The following is a 17,841-nucleotide window of genomic DNA, read 5'->3' as shown; positions in this document are numbered from 1 at the left end:
TGATCTTCTTCACAACGCCTTTTCTTTTTTATTGATTCCGATTATTCACCAGGGAATTTTACGCCCGGATAGTTACTGATATCTACAGTAGGAATCGTTGATTTATATTGTTTGTTGATGGCTTCAATGAATAGGTTTGCTACAATAGCATTACCCATTGGCGTCAAGTGAACACCATCCAATGAAAAGGCATTACCTGTAATGTAGGCTGAACTGATAGCAACCCCATTGTAGATATATCCACCTTTTACTTTGTTCAAGAAAGCATGTACATCAGCAACTGCTAGGTCTTTTGACTTTGCAATTGTTTTGATGATTTCATTGATTTGATTCACACGTTCAACCACCTGAGCAGCTTCATCCTTATCCAATACATATTTGTCTTCAATTGGATTTCCTGGGTGAATACCGTAAGGTCTTCCCAAATTATCAGGAACACCTAATTTTTCAGTAGGGAATGTCAATACGAAACGGTCATCAGCGGTAGCAACTCGAGGAGTTGTTTTGGTCGCTATTACCACGTTCTTAACTTGTCCATTGGTCTTTGCTTCCACACCTGCATTGATACGTGCAGTAGTTACGGTATTCAAGAAAGGGATTGTTGTCACGTCGGGGATAGTCGCAACTACACCTTTTTGGCCAGCTTTAGTCAAAGCATCAATAAAAGTAGAATATGCAAATTGGAAAGTAGTTGTGTTAATCAACGTGTTTGTTGGGCCTGTAGTTACAGCTCCATTTGTTGCATAACCAAGCACATCGTTATTTCCTAACCAAAAGGAGAAGAAACTATGTTCGTGAGCAGCAGCATACTCAATGTATTTAGTCTTTCCTACCGCTGCATCTGGCAATAAACGCTCGAAGTATGGGTTACCTGCTGTACCGCTCATTTCAGCTACTAAAGATAGGTCCAAACGCATGCCTGGAACACCTAAGTTTTGAATAGGGTCTAAATACTTGGTGAACAATGGTTGTGGTGTTGTCGTACGAACTGCCTGAGCTGGTACTTGTTCAGTAACTGGGTTTCCATCTACCAAACCTTTTAATTTGATGTAACCTGTTCCGTTTGCTTGTTCAGCACTGAAGAATGGAGAAGTAAATTCGCCTCCGCCTACAGCTTTCATTTGCTCGGCAATTAGGTTCGGGAATGCTACTTTTTGTCCTTCTAAATAGAGGCCGTTGTTGGCATATCCAGAGGTTAAGGAGTTTCCTACAGCGATAAACTTAGAAAAGTCAGCAGATCCTTTGCTTGGCTCGAATTCATCTAAACTAGGCGCACATGAACTGGCCAATCCTAAAATTGCCAGCCCGATATATAAGTTAAATTTCTTTTTCATGATGTTCATAATTTTAATAGGTCTTACCAAGCGTAGCTAATAGAAATTCCAGGAGCATGAATGTTGGTCTCGTATGCACCTCTCAATTGCGTTTCAGCATTGGTTGTTGTTCTCTTTAAGATTTTTTGGAACACATATGCTGCTGATAATTGCCAGTTAGGGTTGAATTTATAAGTCACACCACCCGCTGCCATTAAACGGTTGTTATCTGGTGTTTCTGGATAAACATAACTTGCTCTTACTGGTGTGTGAACATATCCACCTCCTACACGTAATTCCAATTTATCGGAAGCTTCGTAATTGATACCTGCCTTAGCTGAAAATGCATTTTCATACTTTTTAGCTGATCTAGTGTCTTGTAATGCAGGTGTGTTGTTCTCATAATCAAAAGCTAACTCTTTGTAGATGCTGTAATTGATGAAAGATGCATCAATAGCTGTTTTAACTTTTTCTGATAATGGGAAAGCAATACCTACGTTGAAAGATGATGGTAAAGGTAATTCAGCATCAAATTTACCATTCGGGAAATTCGCTGCTAAAGCCTGAGGAACATCAAAAGTCACATCTCCACCTTCTAATTTTGTAATTACCTTAGAGCGGTAGTTCAAGGAAATGGCAAATTGATCTTCTAGGTTGTAGTGGATACCCACATTATACCCCATACCCGTACCAGTACCTTTTAATTCTGCATGACCTTCTCTACCATCAGAACCATATACAGGAAGGGAGCGACCTAAATCTACAATACCAACATTGTAAACAAAACCACCACCTACACTGAATTTATCATTTAATCGAATACTTAAAGTTGGTTGAATGTAGAAGGAACGCATAGACAGGCTCGTTAAAGAAAAGCGTCCTGGCCATTCTTTTCCCCAGTCCACACCACCACCATAAGGGGTGTAAACACCGATACCTGCTTTCCACCAAGAGTCACGAGGACCAAAGGCTGCAAATACACTGACAGGAGGGGATATTTGAAAGCGCGTATGGTGTACATCCTGGCTTCCCGCTTCTTGGAATGCCGATCGATACATAATCGCAGAAGCTCCAACTGAAATGGCGTTACCTTCCATTTTCGCTAAAGCTCCAGGGTTATAAACAATGGATGTTTCGTCAATGAAAAGGGCCGAACCAGCACCTGCCATTCCAACCGCTTTTTGACTTTGCGTATTCACCTGAGAGCCCTGTGCAAAGGCTAGTACAGGCGATGCCGCTAGTAAACAGAGTAATAATCGTTTCATATAATTATTGATTAGCGTTTCTAATTGTTAAATAGTATGCTAACATAATAAATTTTTGTTAAAAATTTATATGTTTTGTCAAAATTACTAAATCTTCAAGCATTCCATTTTTTATAAAACATATTTTAGGGTATATTGGTTTAGATTTATAGAAACTTAAAAAAATAGTTCATTATGGCTGAAGTATCATTTAAAGGTAATGCGGTGCATACCAGTGGAAATCTCCCAAAAGTTGGTGATGTAGCTCCGGATTTCACATTAACAACCGGTGATTTATCACAGAAATCGCTAAATGATTTTAAAGGAAAACAAGTAATCCTAAATATTTTCCCAAGTATCGATACGGGCGTTTGTGCGACATCGGTAAGACAGTTTAATGAGAAGGCTTCTGGATTAGACAATACCGTTGTATTGTGTATTTCCAAAGATCTTCCTTTTGCTCAAAGTCGCTTCTGTGCTGCAGAAGGATTGGAGAATGTAGTTACTTTGTCCGATTTTAAAGACAATGGTTTTGCAGATGCTTATGGTGTTAAATTTACTGATGGTCCTTTGGAAGGATTGTTGAGCCGTTCGGTTGTTGTAGTAGATGCCGATGGTAAAGTAAAGTATACCGAGCAAGTTGCTGAAACTGTAGAAGAGCCAAATTATGATGCAGCACTTGCTGCTTTATAAGCTCTGAAAACAAAAGAAAAAGCTGCTTTATTTTTTGGATAAAGCAGCTTTTTTTATGTTGTATAATTTGATGGAGCGTCTTGTTATTTACTCGCTTCCAAAGCTTGTAAGATATCTTGAATAATATCTTCTTGGTCTTCGATTCCAATAGACAAACGGATAGTACCAGGACGAATTCCTAATTTTTCGCGTTCTTCTTCTTTTAACTTGGAATGTGTTGTAGTACCTGGGTGAGTAGCAATGGAACGTGAGTCTCCAAGATTAGATGTATACAAAATCATTTTCAGGGCATCTAAGAATTTGAATGCGCGTTCTTTTCCACCTTTGACTTCGATAGTCACAATTCCACCTCCAGCTTTCATTTGTTTCTTTGCCAAGTCATACTGTGGGTGAGAGGGTAGGAATGGATATTTCACATCAGCAATTTCAGCATGCTTTTCCAAAGTCTCAGCTAGAGCTAAAGCATTGGAACAATGTCTATCCATCCGCAATCCTAATGTCTCAATACTTTTTGATAATACCCAAGCATTGAATGGAGACATAGCTGGTCCAGTGTGTCGAATGAAGAACATCAATTTATCCATCAACTCTTTCTTGCCAACTACCACACCACCCAATACACGACCTTGTCCATCCATGTATTTGGTAGCAGAGTGGATCGATAAATCGAATCCATATTTTAATGGCTTTTGCAAGTATGGTGTTGCAAAGCAATTGTCGATGGCGAAGATGATATTTGGATATTTTTGTTTTAGGCTACCTAGCCATTCCAAGTCCACTAGCTCCAATCCAGGATTGGATGGTGATTCTAAATAGATAAATTTCGTATTGGGCTGAATTGCCTGTTCCCATTCCTCAGGATTAATCGCATCCACATAAGTTGTGGTTACTCCCCAACGAGGAAATAATTGAGTGAAGAGTTGATGGGTTGAACCAAAGATGGCACGTGATGATACGATATGATCGCCCTGCTCGATGAAACCAGCAAAGGTTGCAAATACAGCACCCATACCTGAAGCAAAGGCTAGACCTGCTTCTGCACCTTCTAGTAAACAAACCTTATTGATAAATTCCGTCGTATTTGGGTTCGCATAACGAGAGTAGACCATTGCCTCTTCTTCCTCGGCAAACACCGCGCGACCTTGCTCAGCACTGTCAAAAATAAAACTGGAAGTTAAGTATAAAGGAACCGAGTGCTCTCTGGTATTAGAACGTGGAGCTTGTTCTCGGATAATTTTAGATTGTTCGTTGTTCATGATGAACAAATGTATTTACTTTTCCATAAAAATCGGAACAGTAAAGAGAATAATTTTCGAGCAAATCCAAAGTTTTTATTACGCAAACCTTTGCTTAAGTCTCTTGATAGCCAATTGAATAGCGGCTTACTGTTGTCAATCTGCTGTTTAACTACCTATTTAGTAGGCATTAATCTGTTTTTTATCTATAATTAATCGCTTATCAGTAATCTTTGAGAAGCTTATTAAAAAGATAAAACCCAATGCTACCTCTCGGGTAATTATTGGGTTTTATGGGAAGAAAATAATCTCTTAACTTCCTGCTATTGGGCTTCCAAATAGTCCTACCGCAAGTTCAATCCAAAGGATGGCAATAAGTAACAATAGAACCCCAATAAATATCCAAGCTTTTCCTTTGGGCTTTACATGCTTACTTATCAAATCAACCCCTAAGGCTGTTCCGAATAATAAAACTCCCGCCACTAAAAAATCGAATGCACTCCAGTTGACTTCCGATGTAAATTGCATAGCTATTGCTGGAATTAACAATAGGGTACCTGCGATAAAGTAAGCAGGGTTGATGCGTTGGTTTTGTATGGTCATATCTCTTTTCTTTATTAATTGTTAAACGTTTAAAAGTACTTTGAGATACAAAGTAAATAATTATATCTCTTATTTTCCAAAATTATTTTTCATTTATTTTTAATATTAGTTCTGTTTCACTGCGCATTAGAGGTCTAACTGTGCATAAAGCTTAGGCTATTATACCATTTTGACTCTGGTCATTTTCAACGTAATAATTCTGTTGGAAGGGTTTTAAAGCTGTGCAATTTTTCCCTTTAAGCTCAATATTATGTATCTTAATGCCGTTTATTCCATTGTTTATGAGCAGATCAACCCTTTTCTCCTTGTTTCTTTTGAGTCCATTATTGGCTATTTCACAAACTGCACCAGCTCCTTATGGCGCCTTGCCTAGTGAACGACAATTGCGGTGGCATGAAATGGAGATGTATACCTTGATTCATTATACACCGACGACATTTCAGAATAAGGAATGGGGATTTGGCGATGCTGATCCAGCCATATTTAATCCGCAGCATTTTAATGCTAATCAGATTGCTGCTGCAGCTGCTGCCGGTGGATTTAAAGGACTTATCTCTGTGGCTAAACACCATGATGGTTTCTGCCTATGGCCTACAAAAACAACCAAATATTCGATAGCTAGTTCACCTTGGAAAGAAGGGAAGGGCGATATGGTGAAGGAGTTTATGCAAGCCGCTCATGCCAATAGCCTTGAGTTTGGTGTCTATCTTTCTGCTTGGGATCGCAACGATACACGTTATGGCAGTCCGGCATATGCCGAAGCTTATCGTGAGCAACTTACCGAGCTGATGAGCAATTATGGTAATTTATTTACCTCTTGGCACGATGGTGCCAATGGGGGAGATGGCTACTATGGTGGAAAGAATGAGAAACGAACCATTGATAGGACCACCTATTATGAATGGACTGAGAAAACCTGGCCTATAGTACGCAAATTGCAACCTATGGCGATGATCTTTTCCGATGTTGGTCCAGATATGCGCTGGGTAGGAAATGAACATGGCTTTGCTGCTGAAACCTCTTGGGCTACCATCACACCTAAAAGTACTACTGGAAAGACTCCTGTTCCGGGAGAAGTAGATGATTCTAACCTGCCAACAGGAGATAGAAATGGGAAGTTTTGGATTCCTGCTGAATGTGATGTTCCGCAAAGACCAGGCTGGTTTTATCATGCTGACCAAGACAATAAAGTGAAAACCCCTGATCAATTATTCGAAATCTATTTGAAATCAGTGGGTAGAGGTGGAGGAATGAATTTAGGTCTGGCACCTATGCCCGATGGGATCTTACATGAAAACGATGTCCGTTCCTTGAAAGCATTTGGCAACAAAATACAAAAGACATTTGCTAAAAACCTAGCAGAAGGTGCTTCTGCCAAGGCAAGCAATATCCGTCAAAACCATCAGGGATTTGGTATACAAAACTTATTCGATCAAGATCGTTATAGCTATTATGCGTCGGATGACCAAGTGCTTCAGCCATCTTTGGAAATTACACTACCGCAAGAGCAAGAGTTTGACCTGATTCGTTTGCGAGAGAATATTAAATTAGGACAACGATTGGACAGTGTCCTGATTGAAGTTTGGCAGGAATCTAAGTGGAAACCATTAGCCAAAGCAACGAGCATTGGAGCTAATCGACTTATAAAATTAAATCAACCTGTTAAAGCTAAAAAGCTACGTGTAAAATTATTTGCACCTGTCGCACCTACTTTAAGTGATTTTGCTCTATTCCTAGAGGATAAGACTCCTTTTACTTTTGGGACTACAGCAGCCAACAAATTAGACAAGAAAGCTATAACCATCATTCATGCCGATAAACATATCCCTGCAGCTTTAGATAATGATCCACATACCTTTTGGGAAACTACTCTTAGTGCTCCTGGATATGTGGAGATGCGTTTAGATAAAACCTATACACTATCTGGCATGGAATATACCCCAAGACAGGATGGTAAGACTTCCGGTATCCCCACAAAATATTGGGTGGAAGTTAGTATAGATGGTAAGACTTGGCGTCCAGTAGCACAAGGAGAATTTGCCAACATAAAGGCAAATGCCATTACCCAATCCATCAGTTTTGGTTCCCCAAAAGAAGTCCATTACATTCGCTTTAAACCTAGCGAAAATCTAAGTGGAGATAAGCAATTTTCTGTAGCTGAATTCGATTTTTTACTTAAATAAACTTAAACCTAACCCATGAAAAAAATCCTTATCAGCTTATGCCTGATCTACTCTGCTGTGCACGCACAGGAGATGAAGCTTAAGTATGAGCAACCCGCTGAGAAGTGGGAAGAATCCTTGCCCTTAGGCAATGGAACCATCGGACTTATGCCCAATGGAAAAATCCATGACGAGAGTATTGTACTCAATGAAATCTCGCTCTGGTCTGGGGGTCCTCAAGATCCAAATAATTATCAAGCAAAAAATGCCCTGCCAGAAATTCAAGAATTGCTGTTTCAAGGCAAGAACAACCTTGCTGAAGCATTGGTTAACAAAAACTTTGTCTGCGTAGGTGCGGGCTCAGCTTTCGGAAATGGAGCGAAAGCTCCCTATGGATGCTATCAAAATTTTGGATGGATAAATTTCCTGCATTTCGAGCAGCAAGAAGCTACTGAATATAAACGCTGGTTAGATCTCTATGAGGCAAAAGCCGTAACCACTTTTAAAAGTAAAGGTATCCAATACCTTCGTGAATACTGGACTTCTTTTGACAAGAATGTAGGCGTGATTAAATTATCAGCAGATAAAAAGAAATCTATTGGATTTGCACTTCATTTCTATCGGGATGAGAACATCACGGATTATAAGATCAAGGACAATGAAATCGAAATAACTGGTGTTTTACCTGATGGTAAGGGAGGTAATGGCCTTCGCTTTGCAGCAAAGATCAAAGTCGTCCAAAAAGGAGGGAAGATCAGCAATCACGACAATCAAATTATCTTAAAAGATGCAGATGAAGCCTTAGTTCTGATATCTGCCTCGACCAGCTATTATGATCATGATCCTTTGAGCTATGTGCAAAAGGAAATAGCTAAAGTGGAGAAAAGCAGCTTTGCGAAGCTTTACCAAGCACATTTAAAAAAGTATCAGCCATTATTTAATCGGGTGTCTTTAAAGTTGGATGACCTTCAGCCTAAAGATCAGGTGCAAACTACCGATCGTTTAGCAGCATTCTACAAGAACCCTGCACAAGATAATGGCTTGGCAGCACTATATTATCAATTTGGTCGATACTTAAGTATTTCTAGTACGGCTCCAAAATTGAAAAAAGCACTGCCACCAAATCTGCAAGGTTTATGGGCTCATCAAATCCAAACTCCTTGGAATGGGGATTACCATTTGAATATAAATGCGCAAATGAACCACTGGGGAGTCGAGGTGAGCAATCTTTCTGAGTACCATGAGCCCTTCATCAACATGATCAAGAATCTAGCCGTAGAAGGGCGGAAAACAGCTCAAGCTTATTATGGTGCACCTGGATGGGTAGTGTATATGATGACTAATATTTGGGGATACACTGCACCGGGAGAAAATGCCTCTTGGGGAAGCAGTACTGCCTCAGGCTGGTTATGTAATCACCTTTGGGATCACTACCTGTTTACTCAAGACAAGGCTTATTTGAAAGATATTTATCCTGTCTTAAAAGAAGCTGCAGTGTTCTATCGTGCCACTTTAGTGAAGGATCCAAAAACAGGATGGTTAGTAACCTCGCCATCCGTTTCACCCGAAAATGGTTTCAAGATGCCCAATGGAAAACATGCTTCTGTTGTAATGGGGCCAACAATTGATAATCAAATTGTACGAGAACTGTATCTTTCCGTAATCAAAGCAGATAGTATTTTATCCAATAAGGATTCCTTTGCTTCTGATCTTCGTTCAGACTTAAATAAATTACCGCCAGCGGTGGTAGTTAGTAAATCAGGTCGCGTTATGGAATGGTTAGAGGACTATGAGGAAACAGAACCTCGCCATAGACATGTGTCACACCTATACGGATTATATCCTGCGAATTTCATCTCGCCAGTTACCAGTCCAGCTTGGGCTGATGCTGCCAAGAAAACATTAGAGGTTCGGGGTGATGAAGGAACAGGATGGTCCAGAGCTTGGAAAATACTATTCTGGGCAAGACTGCATGATGGAGATCATTCCTTGGAAATCTTACGTCAATTATTGCGGCCTGCCTATACAAAAACAGGAACTACCTATTCAGGAGTTGGTGCAGGGACATACCCTAATCTATTCTGCGCACACCCACCATTCCAAATTGATGGTAATTTTGGTGGTTCAGCAGGTATAGCCGAGATGCTTATTCAAAGCCATGATGGCTTTATTCACCTGCTCCCAGCACTCCCAACCGCTTGGAAAGATGGACAAGTAAAAGGATTGAAAGCCCGCGGAAACTACACCGTTGATATTACTTGGAAGAACGGTCAAGTAATCGATTATAAAATTCGAGGCAAAAAAGGCGATAAAGTGAAAGTCCGTATTCTACAAGAAGAGAAAGAAATAAGAATTTAAGACTTTACTAAAAATAATTTTCAACCCCATTTTAATTACAGAGAAGTAAATTAATATGGGGTTATTTTTGTGTTAAGTCTTCTATATTTAGAAATAAATTTAATTAATAAGATTAAATTTATTTCCATATTTGATAATTAACTATTTTTATTATGAAGCGTTCAATCTTTAGAAATGCCGTTTTCCTCCTTGGCATCGCGATCCTTACCATGTGTATGCAATGTAAAAAATTAATTAAGCCAGAAGATGTAAGCCCCAAAGTCAAACACAGCTTAACCTATGAATTAGAAGGATTTGAAACCAGCATTAAACCGATGTCAGATTTCAAATCCAATAATCCCCAATCTAGACAGTCCAATGCCACTACTTTGTTAACTAGTGGAAATCCAGTATTAAATGACATTATTTATTACTGGAATTACAATAACAGAAGTATAAAAGCTGACATTGCTGTTCATCAAGACAATTATGCTCAATTTAGAAGAGTTGGGGGTGTACTAAGTTATGTGCCGGGGTTCCATACAAATAAAAATCCCCACGATTATGCTCAGCAATTCACTAAACCGGCTATTTTTGAATTAAATTTCAAAACTCCAAAACCTGTTTTAATTAGCGCCATTTCTTTTGATTTTGCCATAGATAAAAATGCGCCTGATTTTTTCACTATTTTTGTCCGGAAATCTATAGGCTCAAGTACCGTGCAAAGGTTTAAGCTCCCGCTAATACCCAATATGAAAAATTTCGACAAGCAAAATGTGTCTTTTGAATTCCCAAATATAATCTTAGATGGTGCTGAAGCTTTTATAACTTTCGATTTTCAACTCGATAAATATGGGATAAAATTAGACCGATATTTTGAACAGAGTACAGCTCGAGCAGATAATGTACGACTCTATGGCCGGGTACTTAAAGAAGAGAAACTCCGTAAAAAGTTCTTGAAATATTATTTCTTTAACACCGAAACTCAACAATTTGAATTGGTTGGGGATTTGGATGAAAATAGCCTACAGAAGTTTTCCGTGTCCTTGACAAAGGGAGAGTATAAGGTGGCTTTAATTTATGCCAATGTGGAAAAGGACCTTATTCTACCTGCTAAGATTAATAATCTCCAAGACCTCCAATTATCCCATGATTTTTCAGATTATAAAGGAGAAATATACGGTTTGGTTGATACGTTTAATCTAGAAAAACCCATGAACCGAAAGGCAAAATTGGAACGTTTATATAACCAGGTTAATTTTGAGTTTACTGATTTGGAGGAATTAAAGGATATTGAAAAAATTCAAATTACCCCAGAGAAAAGTTACCTGTCTTGGCAACCTTTATTTCAACAAGGTTCCTTTATAAATATGGATCTAACCGTAAAACCAATTATTTTTAATCGCAATATGGAGGCGAATAGAAAAATCGCATATAACCATTTCGTAGGGAAACTTAACAAGGAAACCCTGATTCAATATAAAATTGAGGTGTTTAAGAAAAACACTGTTGCACGAACTTTTCATGTCAAGGCAATGGCCAGGAACAACATGCAGATAACCTTCCGTGGACGACTAGACCCTCCAGGTGAAGAAGGCATAAAGTTTGAGACTATCTTGAATGAAAGGTGGGGAGAGTCCCAGCTTATTAATTTTTAGATTAAAAAGTATTTTAGATAAAAAGAAACGCGGTTTCCAATATTGGAGAACCGCGTTTGTTATGTTATAATTGTTTAAAATAACTGTCTAAGTACTGCGCTCTTTTACGCAAATATACTTTCATATTTTTCTTGGTCTCCGCATGATTGTTTGGACCAACTTTCCAGATCTCAAAATCTTTCTTTTGCGATTCACGAATTTTGGCTGCATATTCTTCAATATAGTTCATCAGGTCCTCGAAATGATTAGCCTTATAGTTTTCCCAAGTTTGTTTATACAATTGCCTCACCTCAGGATCCTTTAGGATATGAGTAAAGAAACGATGTCCTAAGCGAGCGTCTGTAGGCTTAAATAATGGCAACGTCTCAAAGTTGAAATATTTTCTTCCCTCTTCTTCCAAACCAAATCCCCAATCAAAATCCCAAAGAGGACCCATGGTGTATTTGCCATCCTTTAATTTATGCATGTAAACACTTTTAGGGTGATTGATCTCATAATTTGCTGTTAAATTGTTCACCAGGATATAGTTCACAAACTGTTGCTTGTCAAATATTTTTCCATAATCGTTATTCGGGAATTTAGCGGAAATGAACATTTGCTCCAAGTTCTCATAACCATTCTTAATGCTGTTAAATTGCTCATCAGAGGTAATATCTGGGAATTTAATCATCACTGGAAGATCCCAACCTGAGGATTTGAACTGAAAGTCCTCATCAAAGTTCGTGTCTAACTCCAAAAGTTGTCCATCAGGACCAACATTGACACGTCCCTCTTTAGCTTCAACCTGTTGGGTCAACATGTAACTTCCTCTATACTTTCCATTGATCGTTACATCTACTGGTATAATAGTATTGGTAAATGGCATGCCTAATTGCTGTCCCATTTTCATCGCGATTGCATTACACATAAAAGTGTAATCTTGATAGTTTGCTAACAATACCCAATCCTTGGCTGCGGTTAATCCCAATACACTGGCAGCTTTGTCCAGCTTTAAACGATAAGGTTTTTTAGGCTTACCCCAAGTACTGTTCCCACGACCTTTGATACGCGTTGTGACCTTTTGCAAGCTTGGGTAGATATCCTGTCCCTTAATTTCTACCTCGCCGGATAAGTACACATCCTTTACAACAACTTCTTCGTCATTCGCTATTTGAATATAGATATGAGGAATGATAGCTTTAACGTTTTCATCAAGTGTTGCTTGTTCTTCTTTTATCGGTTCAACCTCGTCAGGTTCGACTTTATTACAAGAGTTAAAGAGTATGCTTAGTGTCAGCATACCTAGATAAATAGGTAAATGTTTCATGCGTTTTGGTTTGATTATTTCTAATCAGCAAAATTAGAGCTCGAGAAAACAAAAATTGTCTTATTAGTCCTTCCTGAGCATTGAAAATGAAAAATGAGAGTTTAGGAAAATAGAAAAATCCCTTTTTAAGGAGCAGTAAGGCAAAGGGACCGAAATTATTAATAAATAATAAAAAGAATACCCATTTTCCAAAATTCTAAAAGATCTTGTGGATAATCGGAAATTGCTTAGTCTGGAATTTTATGGAAAACCGTAAAAAAAGTACCTCTAAACGACAAATTTCCCAAAAAATGCATATAAATTAACCTCCCGTTTTTATTGACTTAATAGTATAAAGCTATACTTGTTATATGTCAATATTGATTATACTTACCGTAGTCCTACTTTTAATCGGGATATATTATGTTAACATTAGCAGCCTTCGAGAAGAACGTGGTTTTTTCTTAAGGATGATTTTCTCTGCTGCTTTCATTGTATTCTTGAATCAATTTATTTTCTTGTTTTTTATAGGTACAGATCAACAATTCTTAAACAGTGCATTAGCTCTTTCTATAGCCTCTTTGTCCTCCCTGTACCTCAGGAATATTTTGTTTGAACAAAGGACGTCCATTTACTTGCTTCTATTAGCATTTTTCCCTTTTATCCTTTTTTATGTTTACTATTTTCTATTTGTCAGTTTTTCCGAAAAACTGCTTTATGGAGAAGTTTATCATATGCTGGATTTTTTCTATCAGAACTTTCAAAGTATTTTATTGGCAGGAAGTATAGCTTATGATTTCTTCATGCTAAGGATTGCAAGAAAGGATTTACCTGAAATAGTCAAGTCAGTAGATGCCAAACTAGGATTGCTGATGGTGCTTCTCAAAGTCCTTATTTTAGGTTTGGCGATTGCATCAGGACTAACATCTCATTTCGGAATGATGTTTAAATTCCCTTTAGGGATTTTCATCATGTTGAATATCATGATCATCTTTTATTTCCGTTATGGTAAGCGATTAAAGATGCTCTTTATGCAAGTAAAACATGCACAATACATTCGACTTTACCTTGCCGAAAGAGAGGCCTTAGAACAAGAAGAAAAGGAACGTTTCTATTTAGAGAAATTAGAACAGATCATAGAAAAAGATCAAAACTTCCTGCGTACTGATTTTGGTATGAATGACCTGGTTCGAATAACGAAACTGAATAAGAAAGAAATACAACAGATCTTTAAAAGCAATTTTGAATGTAGTTTCAATGATTACCTGAAACGCAGGCGTATTCGTTATTGTCTTGACCATTTAAGGCATTATTTGGAGGAAGGACAATCCATTCATAGCCTAGCTTTAGACTTAGGATTTAAGAACCTCAGTAGTTTTGTTCAAGCCTTTAAGAAGGAAGTAGGTAGGAGCCCATACATACATCTACGTGAAAAACGAGAACAATTTTTAAGTCTAAAGGGTCATTAGTTCAGCTTTAAGATCAACTTGAAACGATAAATATTTCAAACACCTGTTTCACCCCAAATAAAAAAGCACCTGGTTGGTCATTCCAAACAGGTGCTTTTAATATTATAATTAATTGAAGCCTATAATAATTGCTTCAATAGGTTACTCATGCTAACACGTTCTGCAACGATATTTTCAAGATCAGCAATCGCTACACGCTCTTGTTCCATGCTGTCACGGTGACGAATAGTTACGGTATTATCCTCTAAAGTCTGGTGATCCACAGTGATACAGAAAGGTGTACCAATAGCATCTTGACGACGATAGCGTTTACCGATAGAATCCTTTTCATCGTATTGGATGTTGTAATCCAACTTCAATTTCGCCATAATCTCTCTTGCTTTTTCTGGTAAACCATCTTTCTTCGTCAATGGAAGAACAGCAGCTTTCACAGGAGCAATCGCAGGGTGGAATTTCAAGACCACACGTGCATCTTGTTTCTCTTCTGTAGATAAATCTTCTTGAACTAAACAATTTGCAAGTACCGTTAAGAATAAACGATCCAAACCGATAGAGGTCTCTACGACATAAGGGATATAGCTTTGGTTAATCTCCGGATCGAAATACTGTAATTTCTTGCCTGAGAATTCCTGATGTTGTTTTAAGTCAAAATCAGTTCTGGAGTGAATACCTTCTACTTCTTTGAAACCAAAAGGGAAATTGTATTCAATATCCACTGCTGCATTCGCATAATGTGCTAATTTCACGTGGTCATGGTAGCGGTATTTTGCAGCGTCAGAACCTAAGGCTAAATGCCATTTTAAACGGGTTTCTTTCCATTTATTGTACCAATCTATTTCGGTACCCGGGCGAACGAAAAACTGTAATTCCATCTGCTCAAACTCACGCATACGCATGATGAACTGACGCGCAATCACTTCGTTACGGAAGGCTTTACCGATCTGTGCAATACCGAAAGGAATCTTCATGCGTCCTGTCTTCTGCACGTTCAAGAAGTTCACAAAAATACCTTGTGCCGTTTCCGGACGTAGATAAACTTGCTCAGCTCCATCAGCCATTGCACCCATCTGGGTAGCAAACATCAAATTGAACTGACGTACATCAGTCCAGTTTTTAGTTCCTGAAATCGGACACACAATGTTATGCTCCTCAATGATAACTTTTAATCCAGCTAAGTCGTCTGCATTCAAAGCATCATCCAATGCTTTTTGTAATTGTGCAGCCCTATCTGTTTTACCATCTTTTTCATAACGATCGATTTTATCCTCGATCAACTGATCAGCACGATAACGTTTTTTAGAATCCTTATTGTCAATCATCGGATCGTTGAACCCATCCACGTGCCCCGATGCTTTCCAAGTCGTTGGATGCATGAAAATTGCAGCGTCAATGCCCACAATGTTCTCATTCAACTGAACCATGGATTTCCACCAATACGTCTTTAGGTTGTTCTTTAACTCCGAACCCAATTGACCATAATCATACACAGCACTTAGGCCGTCATAGATCTCGCTAGAAGGAAAAACAAAACCATATTCCTTCGCATGCGAAATGATATTCTTGAAAAAATCGTCTGTTTGCTTGCTCATAAGGGGCAAATATAATGTATTCGTATGACTTATTTCGCCATTAAGTCTCTAATTTGTTGGGTAGCGTTTTTGTTGTCTACTTTTTTAATAATATGTTGGATAATGCCCTTTTCATCAATGACAAATGTTGTCCTATGGGTACCCATATACTTCTTTCCGTACATGTTCTTTTCTACCCATACACCGTAGTCATTCACGATCTTCTGATCTTCATCAGCTAATAGGGTAAAGGGCAGTTCAAACTTATTAATGAATTTCTGATGACTCTGTTCACTATCGATACTCACACCGATAACCTCAAACCCATCTTTCAACAAGGCTTGATAATTATCCCTGAAATTGCAGGCTTCCGTAGTACAACCTGGAGTATTGTCCTTTGGGTAAAAATAAAGGATAACTTTCTTGCCTTTAAAGTCAGCTAATTGAACGGTTTCACCATGCTGATTCTTAGCTTTTATTGCTGGGGCTTTTGCGCCTACTTCTAATGTACTCATCTTCTTTTCCTTTCTTTATAGCTCGAACTAAATCGTACTAACGTGTAAAATTCGCTTCATAAACTTTTTCATTGTCCTTCCAATCCTTAACGACCAAACGGAACTTATGATTTCCAGCCGATAAACTAGGATCGAAACGATGCCAGATATGGCGGTTTTTGGAATCGTATTCCATTAATACCCATTTATCATCGATATAGGCATTGAAAGACTGGATTCCCGAGAAATTATCGGAAATAGTAAAATCAATCTTGGATTGACTTCTTACATTTTTTCCAGGACTGAAATTACGTGGGGTAATAATTGGCGCAATGGTATCCACGGCAACATAAAAAGAACCAAAATTCTTGGTGTTCACTGTTACCCAATCCTTCTCAAATTTTCCACCTACAGCTCCATTTTCAACGGAGGCAATCAAAGCCTTGCTTTCTAAATGTATAGGAAGATTAGTAGGCTTAATGCTCAATTTGTAAGTCGAAAATAGGGGAACAAAGGTGCTTCCTACATGATGCGTATGTGAATAGGCTTTTGCAGTGCCTGGACTTTGTTTGTAATTAAAATCCAAATCCGAATATAAGGCACCTTCTGGAATATCTACCTGAATAAAATCTGCTGTAAACTTATTATCCTTGTTGTAAGCAAACAATTCACCTTGCACAGGATTTGCTTTCGGTATGTAGGATGGATTATTCTGAATCTTAAAATTCAACTCACTGCAATTGCCACGTACATCCTTCACCACATATTTTACATCGTGTACTGCATTATCCTTGAGTTCCATAATCCCTGCATTGTCCAAATGCTTGAAAATATTGATAGGATTTCCAGGCTCTTTAAAACTTTTCTGCACTTTGGCTTTGCTACGCTTATATGTTGCAAAGTCCAAGTAACCATGGATAGCGCTTGAAGTGCTGAAATCCAATTCTTCAAACAAGACGATGGATATGGATTTTCCATCCAAGAATAACTCAATAGAATAAACGCCGTTTTGGAATCCTCCGGCACGATGCCTGTCATTGGTGTTGATACCTAGACCAAATTTTCCGTTTACGGAAATTGGGGCTGCAGTAGCTAATGAATAACGTCCAGAACCTAATGCTTTCACGTTTTGTCCTCTTCTTGGTGTATTCTCATTGAATAAATTGTCCTGAAGATCATAAACCATAATGCCATTGATGGTCGGCTTAAAATTATCCGTAAATTTTAAGCCAAACAATTGGGTATTTAATGGACGTTGCGTCTTGGTATCTCGAATTTCAAAGTGCAGGTGCGGACCTGCTGATCCACCAGTATTACCGGCATTCCCAAAAAATTGACCTTTGCTCAGTTTTACTTGACCTTCCTTTAGCTCCATATCGACATCAAAACGTTGCTGCTTATATTGCTCGGCACGAACGATGTTTGTCAAGGCATCGTTGAAACTATCCATATGCAGGTAAACCGTTGTGAAACCATTGGGATGGTTGATATAAACCGAATTACCTCCTCCGCCTATCTGCACGCGAACTCGGGAAACATAGCCTTCTGCAGCAGCATGTAGGGGTAAGCCTATACGTTGTTGCGTACGGTAGTCATCTCCTGCATGAAAGTGGGTGGAACGTAACTCCCCGAATGTACCGGAAGCATCCATTGCAATATTTAATGGATTTCGAAAGTATCCCTGCGGATAATTCCTAGATGTTATAATCTCACTGTTCTGCGCATATAGCGACGAACCTAAAGCTAGTGCAAGTAATAAAATTCCGGCTCTCTTCATCAT

At 38.6% G+C, this 17,841-nt stretch carries 13 protein-coding genes; 5 read left to right on the top strand and 8 right to left on the bottom strand.

Going from position 1 to position 17,841, the window contains the following annotated elements:
- Positions 1-41 precede the first annotated feature (41 nt).
- Positions 42-1,334 (bottom strand): SGNH/GDSL hydrolase family protein, encoded by a 1,293-nt coding sequence (locus tag ACP6L2_RS16085; protein ID WP_440510311.1) that lies wholly within the window; start codon positions 1,332-1,334, stop codon positions 42-44.
- 23 nt (positions 1,335-1,357) lie between these two features.
- Entirely contained in the window at positions 1,358-2,578 is a 1,221-nt protein-coding gene (locus ACP6L2_RS16080) for an OmpP1/FadL family transporter (RefSeq protein WP_440510310.1), read from the bottom strand.
- Positions 2,579-2,752: 174 nt separating this feature from the next.
- On the opposite strand from ACP6L2_RS16080, the gene tpx reads away from it, so the two are divergent.
- Positions 2,753-3,250: a thiol peroxidase gene (tpx, locus tag ACP6L2_RS16075; protein WP_440510309.1), complete on the top strand. Its 498-nt coding sequence runs from the start codon at positions 2,753-2,755 to the stop codon at positions 3,248-3,250.
- Positions 3,251-3,333: 83 nt separating this feature from the next.
- On the opposite strand, the gene ACP6L2_RS16070 is transcribed toward tpx, so the two are convergent.
- Positions 3,334-4,506: a trans-sulfuration enzyme family protein gene (locus tag ACP6L2_RS16070; RefSeq protein WP_440510308.1), complete on the bottom strand. Its 1,173-nt coding sequence runs from the start codon at positions 4,504-4,506 to the stop codon at positions 3,334-3,336.
- Between the two features lie 291 nt (positions 4,507-4,797).
- Positions 4,798-5,088 (bottom strand): hypothetical protein, encoded by a 291-nt coding sequence (locus ACP6L2_RS16065; RefSeq protein WP_344674988.1) that lies wholly within the window; start codon positions 5,086-5,088, stop codon positions 4,798-4,800.
- Between the two features lie 281 nt (positions 5,089-5,369).
- Between ACP6L2_RS16065 and ACP6L2_RS16060 the strand changes: the two genes are divergently transcribed.
- The 3 genes from ACP6L2_RS16060 to ACP6L2_RS16050 all read left to right on the top strand — a co-directional run bounded on the left by ACP6L2_RS16060 (position 5,370) and on the right by ACP6L2_RS16050 (position 11,245).
- Entirely contained in the window at positions 5,370-7,271 is a 1,902-nt protein-coding gene (locus tag ACP6L2_RS16060; RefSeq protein WP_440510307.1) for an alpha-L-fucosidase, read from the top strand.
- Between the two features lie 15 nt (positions 7,272-7,286).
- Positions 7,287-9,608, top strand: a complete 2,322-nt coding sequence (locus ACP6L2_RS16055) for a glycoside hydrolase family 95 protein (RefSeq protein ID WP_440510306.1) — start codon at positions 7,287-7,289, stop codon at positions 9,606-9,608.
- A 152-nt stretch (positions 9,609-9,760) separates the two neighbouring features.
- Positions 9,761-11,245, top strand: a complete 1,485-nt coding sequence (locus ACP6L2_RS16050) for a hypothetical protein (RefSeq protein WP_440510305.1) — start codon at positions 9,761-9,763, stop codon at positions 11,243-11,245.
- Between the two features lie 64 nt (positions 11,246-11,309).
- Here ACP6L2_RS16050 and ACP6L2_RS16045 read toward each other — a convergent pair whose 3' ends face one another.
- Entirely contained in the window at positions 11,310-12,551 is a 1,242-nt protein-coding gene (locus tag ACP6L2_RS16045) for a CotH kinase family protein (protein WP_440510304.1), read from the bottom strand.
- Between the two features lie 350 nt (positions 12,552-12,901).
- On the opposite strand from ACP6L2_RS16045, the gene ACP6L2_RS16040 reads away from it, so the two are divergent.
- Positions 12,902-13,999 (top strand): helix-turn-helix domain-containing protein, encoded by a 1,098-nt coding sequence (locus ACP6L2_RS16040; RefSeq protein ID WP_440510303.1) that lies wholly within the window; start codon positions 12,902-12,904, stop codon positions 13,997-13,999.
- 119 nt (positions 14,000-14,118) lie between these two features.
- Here the strand turns inward: ACP6L2_RS16040 and ACP6L2_RS16035 are convergent, their stop codons facing one another.
- From ACP6L2_RS16035 to ACP6L2_RS16025, 3 genes are read right to left on the bottom strand one after another with little or no spacing between them, the layout of a single operon-like run.
- Entirely contained in the window at positions 14,119-15,588 is a 1,470-nt protein-coding gene (locus ACP6L2_RS16035) for a glycine--tRNA ligase (RefSeq protein ID WP_440510302.1), read from the bottom strand.
- 29 nt (positions 15,589-15,617) lie between these two features.
- A complete protein-coding gene (gene bcp / locus ACP6L2_RS16030; protein WP_344674981.1) occupies positions 15,618-16,082 on the bottom strand; it encodes a thioredoxin-dependent thiol peroxidase in 465 nt (154 codons plus the stop codon).
- Positions 16,083-16,119: 37 nt separating this feature from the next.
- Positions 16,120-17,841 (bottom strand): M23 family metallopeptidase, encoded by a 1,722-nt coding sequence (locus tag ACP6L2_RS16025; RefSeq protein ID WP_440510301.1) that lies wholly within the window; start codon positions 17,839-17,841, stop codon positions 16,120-16,122.

Source organism: Sphingobacterium lactis (genome assembly GCF_051951495.1).
Classification (GTDB): Bacteria; Bacteroidota; Bacteroidia; order Sphingobacteriales; family Sphingobacteriaceae; genus Sphingobacterium; species Sphingobacterium lactis_A.
The sequence above is the reverse complement of the archived record's forward strand: the minus strand, read 5'-3'. Positions and strand labels throughout refer to the sequence as shown.

Excerpts from the sequence above, each read along its gene's own strand:
- ACP6L2_RS16085 (WP_440510311.1), bottom strand. The coding sequence starts at position 1,334 with ATGAAAAAGAAATTTAACTTATATATCGGGCTGGCAATTTTAGGATTG.
- ACP6L2_RS16080 (WP_440510310.1), bottom strand. The coding sequence starts at position 2,578 with ATGAAACGATTATTACTCTGTTTACTAGCGGCATCGCCTGTACTAGCC.
- tpx (WP_440510309.1), top strand. The coding sequence starts at position 2,753 with ATGGCTGAAGTATCATTTAAAGGTAATGCGGTGCATACCAGTGGAAAT.
- ACP6L2_RS16070 (WP_440510308.1), bottom strand. The coding sequence starts at position 4,506 with ATGAACAACGAACAATCTAAAATTATCCGAGAACAAGCTCCACGTTCT.
- ACP6L2_RS16065 (WP_344674988.1), bottom strand. The coding sequence starts at position 5,088 with ATGACCATACAAAACCAACGCATCAACCCTGCTTACTTTATCGCAGGT.
- ACP6L2_RS16060 (WP_440510307.1), top strand. The coding sequence starts at position 5,370 with ATGAGCAGATCAACCCTTTTCTCCTTGTTTCTTTTGAGTCCATTATTG.
- ACP6L2_RS16055 (WP_440510306.1), top strand. The coding sequence starts at position 7,287 with ATGAAAAAAATCCTTATCAGCTTATGCCTGATCTACTCTGCTGTGCAC.
- ACP6L2_RS16050 (WP_440510305.1), top strand. The coding sequence starts at position 9,761 with ATGAAGCGTTCAATCTTTAGAAATGCCGTTTTCCTCCTTGGCATCGCG.
- ACP6L2_RS16045 (WP_440510304.1), bottom strand. The coding sequence starts at position 12,551 with ATGAAACATTTACCTATTTATCTAGGTATGCTGACACTAAGCATACTC.
- ACP6L2_RS16040 (WP_440510303.1), top strand. The coding sequence starts at position 12,902 with ATGTCAATATTGATTATACTTACCGTAGTCCTACTTTTAATCGGGATA.
- ACP6L2_RS16035 (WP_440510302.1), bottom strand. The coding sequence starts at position 15,588 with ATGAGCAAGCAAACAGACGATTTTTTCAAGAATATCATTTCGCATGCG.
- bcp (WP_344674981.1), bottom strand. The coding sequence starts at position 16,082 with ATGAGTACATTAGAAGTAGGCGCAAAAGCCCCAGCAATAAAAGCTAAG.
- ACP6L2_RS16025 (WP_440510301.1), bottom strand. The coding sequence starts at position 17,841 with ATGATGAAGAGAGCCGGAATTTTATTACTTGCACTAGCTTTAGGTTCG.